General features: G+C 36.1%; 5 protein-coding genes. 1 reads left to right on the forward strand and 4 read right to left on the reverse strand.

All coding sequences use genetic code 11. The annotated features are described in order from the left end of the window. The 3 genes from C0430_RS12925 to C0430_RS12935 form a co-directional block, all read right to left on the reverse strand. The coding region (locus C0430_RS12925; protein WP_290870907.1) for a sugar-binding domain-containing protein at positions 1-1137 on the reverse strand (1137 nt) is incomplete at its 3' end. A gap of 185 nt (positions 1138-1322) precedes the next feature. Continuing rightward, on the reverse strand, positions 1323-3254 hold the full coding sequence (gene nagB / locus C0430_RS12930) for a glucosamine-6-phosphate deaminase (RefSeq protein WP_290870909.1): 1932 nt from the start codon (positions 3252-3254) through the stop codon (positions 1323-1325). Positions 3255-3677: 423 nt separating this feature from the next. Then, positions 3678-4514, reverse strand: a complete 837-nt coding sequence (locus tag C0430_RS12935; protein WP_290870911.1) for an ROK family protein — start codon at positions 4512-4514, stop codon at positions 3678-3680. An 80-nt stretch (positions 4515-4594) separates the two neighbouring features. Here C0430_RS12935 and C0430_RS12940 point away from each other — a divergent pair, with 80 nt between their 5' ends. Further along, positions 4595-4738, forward strand: a complete 144-nt coding sequence (locus C0430_RS12940) for a hypothetical protein (protein WP_290870913.1) — start codon at positions 4595-4597, stop codon at positions 4736-4738. Between the two features lie 256 nt (positions 4739-4994). Here C0430_RS12940 and C0430_RS12945 read toward each other — a convergent pair. Further along, the coding region (locus C0430_RS12945) for a tRNA-(ms[2]io[6]A)-hydroxylase (RefSeq protein WP_290870914.1) at positions 4995-5505 on the reverse strand (511 nt) is incomplete at its 5' end.

Genomic DNA, 5505 nt, shown 5'->3' on the forward strand with positions numbered 1-5505 from the left:
CGTATTTAGATTCATATGTTTTACATATTGCAATTGGGTTTCTAGACTTTCTTTGGTGTCTCGAAGGAATATATCGTCCGTCCAGCCGGCTCCTTTTATCAATATTTTTTTGCCATTGAGTATAAAACCTTTGTGGCCTTCTGGTGTGAAATAAGTTTCAATTTCTCGAATACCAAAAATAATTTCATCGGAATCTGATATGTTTTTATTGGTTTCAAAACGAAGGGATAACTTTTGCAAATTAGGTTCTCCAAGATTGTTGCACCACCAAAGTTTCGGGTTTTTAACGTATAAAGAGGCGATTTCATTTGAAGTTAAAGTCAAAGCCTTGGTTTCTTTTGGGTTTAATTTTACGGGATAACGGAATTCATTCTTTCCAATTTTTCCTATCAAGGTTCCTGAAACAATTTCTGAGGTGTAATTTTCGAGTTCTGTTTTTACGGTTAGCCAAGCTTCTTTAAGTGTTGCCGTATTTACTTTTGATTGGACTGCGGTGTTTTTCAAGCCAACACCACCGTCAATTTCAACATAAACTGGACGCCAAATTCCCATATTTTCATCCAATGGTCTTGGATTCCAATCTACAAAACCGGTATTGAAATCGCCGGGTTGTGCTCGAAATATTTCGACTGCCAGAATGTTCCCTTTCTTTTTGGCTAAAGCCGTAATATCAAATGCAAACTGCCTGAAAGTACCGAAAACTTTGTCGCGGGAAGCTATTAATTTCCCGTTAAGCCAGATATTCGCATAATAATTTATTCCGTCAAAATGAAGTGAAATGTTGTTCTCCGGATTGATGTTTGGTAAATCAAATTCGGTTTTATACCACCAAGAATCATCAAATTGGGTTTTATCGATTTTTGTGTAATTATCGCCAACAAATATATCATTGTACAAACCATTGGCAGTCAAAACTCCCATAACTGTTGATGGAATACTTGCTTTATACCAACTTTCAGAATTAGTTACTGCTGATGTAAGGGTAATTCCATTGCTTGAAATCTTCTTGCTTTGTTGAACTTTCCAGTTTTCGTTTAATGGCACTCGACTTGAAACAGTGGGTTTTGTGCCGGCAAAAATCTGCATTGAAAGAGCAGTTAGCAACAACAGAAAAATTATATTCGATATTTTTTTCATTTTTATTCGACTTTTAATTGTGTTTGTGTAAAGAGGTAACCATAGCAAATATATCGTAAATATCAACTTCTAATTCTTGGGTACAATTAAATTTTTTTGAAGTCAATTGTGTGTTTTTTTAAAAACCTTGCAAGGTCATTTTAACCTTGCAAGGAGAAATATACTAAAAAGCTAACCAAAACTTTTTAAAAGTAATAACGTTTAAACGCTTCCATTGCGGTGTATTCAGCCAGGCCCAAGGCATTGTATTTCGCTGCGGTATTTTTTGTTCGTTCTTCCACTCTTACCCAAAATTCCCTGGAATCTTCTCCTTGAAACATCACGGAATCTTTTTGGGATTGATGGTAAAATATGGCTTTGCGTTTCTTTAATACTTGGTCTTCACTCATTGGAACTGCCATTTCTATTTCTTGTGGTTCCCATTCGTGCCAAGCGCCACGATACAACCAAACCCAACAATCATTTAAAAACGGTTTTGATTTTAATTTTTCAATTGCCGCAAAAATGGCGTCCAGGCACACTTTATGGGTTCCGTGTGGATCTGCCAAATCTCCCGCAGCAAAAATTTGATGGGGTTTGACAGCCGTAATTAATTTGCTTACAATTTCAATATCTTCCTCGCCGAGATTGTTTTTTTTGACGGTACCTGTTTCATAAAAAGGCATGTCCAAAAAGTGGACTTGTTTGTCTGGAATTCCCAAGAATCGAGTTGCTCCCAACGATTCTTTTCGTCTAATTTGGCCTTTTATTTTGCGAATGATCAAGTCATCTGCTTTGCTGATTTTTTTTGTTTGCAAAGCGAGAATTACATTTTCTATTGTTTTGTTGTTTTCGTCAGCGATATCAAGGGCAACTTCGGCATAGCGCAAAGCTTCTTCGTCAGAAACGGCAATATTTCCCGAGGTTTGATAGGCGACATGTACTTCGTGACCTTGCTCAATCAATCTGTCAAATGTTCCTCCCATAGAAATCACGTCATCATCGGGATGTGGACTAAAAATGATTACTTTTTTCTTCTTTGGCAAAGCTCTTTCTGGCCTGTTTTCATCATCGGCATTGGGTTTTCCGCCCGGCCATCCAGTGATGGTATGTTGCAATTTGTTGAACATTTTTATGTTTAAATCATACGCTTGGCCTTCTTCTGCGAGCAAACCAGACATTCCGAAGTCATTATAATCTTTGTCGTTTAGCTTCAAAACAGGTTTTTTTACTTTTCCGCAAAGCCACACAATGGCACTGCTTTTCAGTTCTTCTGTCCAAATGCAGGTAGAAACTAACCAAGGTGTTTTTATTCGGGTAAGCTCGGATGCCGCTTCTGTATCCAATACAAATGTGGTGTTGTGGTGAATTTGTAAATAAGTGGCTGGAACTAGTGACGAAACATCGCCTTCGATAGTTTCTTTAATGATGGATGCCTTGTTTTCTCCCCAAGCCAAAAGCACGATTCTTTTTGCTTTTTTTATGGTTCCAATTCCCATAGTGATTGCTCTTCGGGGAACATTGTTTATTCCTAAAAATGACGAAGCTGCATCAACTCTTGTGATGTGATTTAGCGTAATGCTTCTGGTGCCCGAATTCGAATGTGAACCCGGTTCGTTGAATCCAATATGTCCCGTTCTACCAATTCCCAGTAATTGAAAATCTAATCCTCCGGCCTTTAAAATGTCGGCTTCATATCCCAAACAATATTGGTCCAAGTCTTCTTGGGCAACCATTCCATCTGGAATATGTATATTTTCGGGTTTTAAATCAATATACTTGAATAGATTTTCGTGCATAAAATAATGGTAACTTTCAACATTATCCTTTTCCATTGGATAATATTCGTCAAGATTAAAAGTGATTACGTTTTGAAAACTCAATCCTTCTTCTTGGTGCAATCGAATCATCTCTTCATATACTTTTATAGGCGAAGATCCCGTGGCAAGTCCTAAAACGCAATTTTCATTTTTGGCTTGTTTCTCCCGAATTAGGTTTGCTATTTCGTGTGCCACTATTTTGGATGCAATCTCAGATGATTTGAAAATTGTATTATGAATTTTCTCATATCTTGTTTCTTCAAACTGTCCTGGTTCTTTGTGGGAAATGGCTAAATTGTTGTGATTTTGATTTTGCATTTTGTTTTTAAAAGATTTTTTTGATTTAATCTACATTACAAATTTATTCGTTAACCCAAAAAAAGAAATAGAAATATGCGTATTATATTCTTCAAATCACGTAAATGTATTTTTTTGATTTGGTCGTTTTTATGGTCTAATTGGGCATATTTAAATTGTATTTTAGTCTTTTATAGTTGTGTATAAAAACAAAAAAGTGCGAGAATTTCTCATCACACTTTTCATAAAAATATTTTAATATTGAAGCTTATTTCACTATTTTATATTTTACGGTTTTCGTAACGTTTTTTTTAATTATTTATTCTAAAAGAATCTGCTGGAAATCTTCTTTGTTATTGATAATTTAAGATTAGGTGTGATAATAGGACTTGTCTTCTCTCGAATTATCAAAACAAAAATTACTTTTCAACAGGTTCTTCTAGGTTATATACAAAGTGACGCTGCCCCCAAAATGGCGACGCCTTCATAATTTGAGGTTTCAATTTTTAAATCTTCAATTTGCTTTTGGTAGGCAAATGATTTTAGTGACAACTCCATAGATTCCTTGAAAAGCGGAAAGGATTTGCTTATGGAACCTCCTAAAATGATGGCTTCTGGGGCGTACATGTATAAAATGGACTTGATGCATTCGCCTAGATGCAATCCAAATTCAGTATAAGCCTGCAGGGCATTTTCATCTCCTTTGGCAGCACTCCGACTTAATTCTTCAGCACTTTGATGGTAATTCTTGGAAAAGAAAAAACTGCTGGAATATTCTTCCATAATTCCGTCTTTATAGGGCAACATTCCCACTTCTCCAGCACCACAGAGAATGCCGTTGTATAAGGCGTTGTTGATGATTATCCCCATCCCGATTCCTGTTCCAATGGTGAGTCCAATGAAATTTTCATGGTTTCTTCCTTTTCCAAATATTTTTTCGCCCAAGGCAAAACAATTGGCATCATTATTCAGGTAAACTGGCAGCTTGTAGCGTTGTTCCACTAATTCTCTCAATGCAACTTCTTTCCACGAAGGAATATTTTGCACGTCATAAACGATTCCCGCTATAGGGTCTACAACTGCTGGAACGCCAATCCCAATGGCGGTAACATCTGGGCTTATAATGTTGTCTATGGCCTCGAAAAAAGAGGAAAGTGTCGCCTCTTCTGAAGCTTTGCTGTCAACGCTGTTAAACGTTTGATTTGTGATGATACCATTCTCCACGCGGCCAATTTTTAGGTATGTTCCTCCAATATCAATTCCTAATACTATGTTATTCATAATTATAAATTCGATTTTTTTAAGCCAAATTGTTTTTGTTTGCCAATGGAATTGCCCAGATTCAAATAATAAATTAAACTATGTTGGAACTAATAGATAAAAATCTTGTTCTTGACATTGTTATTTCTCTTGTCCAAACTGCTTTGAAAAGGATACTATTGGCATCCGTAATCCTCGTGCATAAAATCCTGGAGAAAACTATAGTTGTTGCTTGCGGGATTTAAGACATTCAGTGTACACAATATTACTATAACTTCCGGATTTTAAATACTGCTTCTGCGTATTTTTATATACAAAAAGCGCAAGAATATAAAATTGGAATACTATATTTCATTTCGAAGCCAAATTATACAAGTAACCCAATTTCTTTGTTGAATAAATTTGAAGGAATTCAAAATTGTATTGATGCAAAAAAGGAAACGATACCAAGTATTCACACTAGTATCGTTTCCTTTTTTGACTTTAAAGCAACAAGTATTTTTAGCCGTGAACGGTTTCGCTTTTTCCGTAGTTGGTAATCAGTTTGCCTTCAAAATCCAACCATTCAGCCCATCTTTTATCAACGTCAACTTTCTCGGAATATTTTCTGGCAAAAGCTAAAAAAGTAGTGTAATGTCCCGCTTCGCTTATCATTAACTTTCTGTAAAACTCGGCCAATTCTTTGTCTTCAATATTTTGAGACAACACTTTGAAACGTTCACAACTTCTGGCTTCAATCATTGCTGAGAATAATAATCTATCTACAAAAGCGTCATTTCTGCTTCCGTCTTTTTTCATAAATTTGAAAAGTTCGTTCACGTAATGGTCTTTTCTTTCTCTTCCCAATTTCAATCCACGTTCCTTGATGATGTTGTGAACCAATTGAAAATGCTCCAATTCTTCTTTGGCAATTTCCAGTAAATCCGTGACCAATTCTTCGTGTTCCGAGTTGTAAGTGATGATGGTAATGATGTTGGTGGCGGCTTTTTGCTCGCACCAAGCGTGATCGGTC

This window comes from Flavobacterium sp., from assembly GCF_013823965.1.
GTDB lineage: Bacteria > Bacteroidota > Bacteroidia > Flavobacteriales > Flavobacteriaceae > Flavobacterium.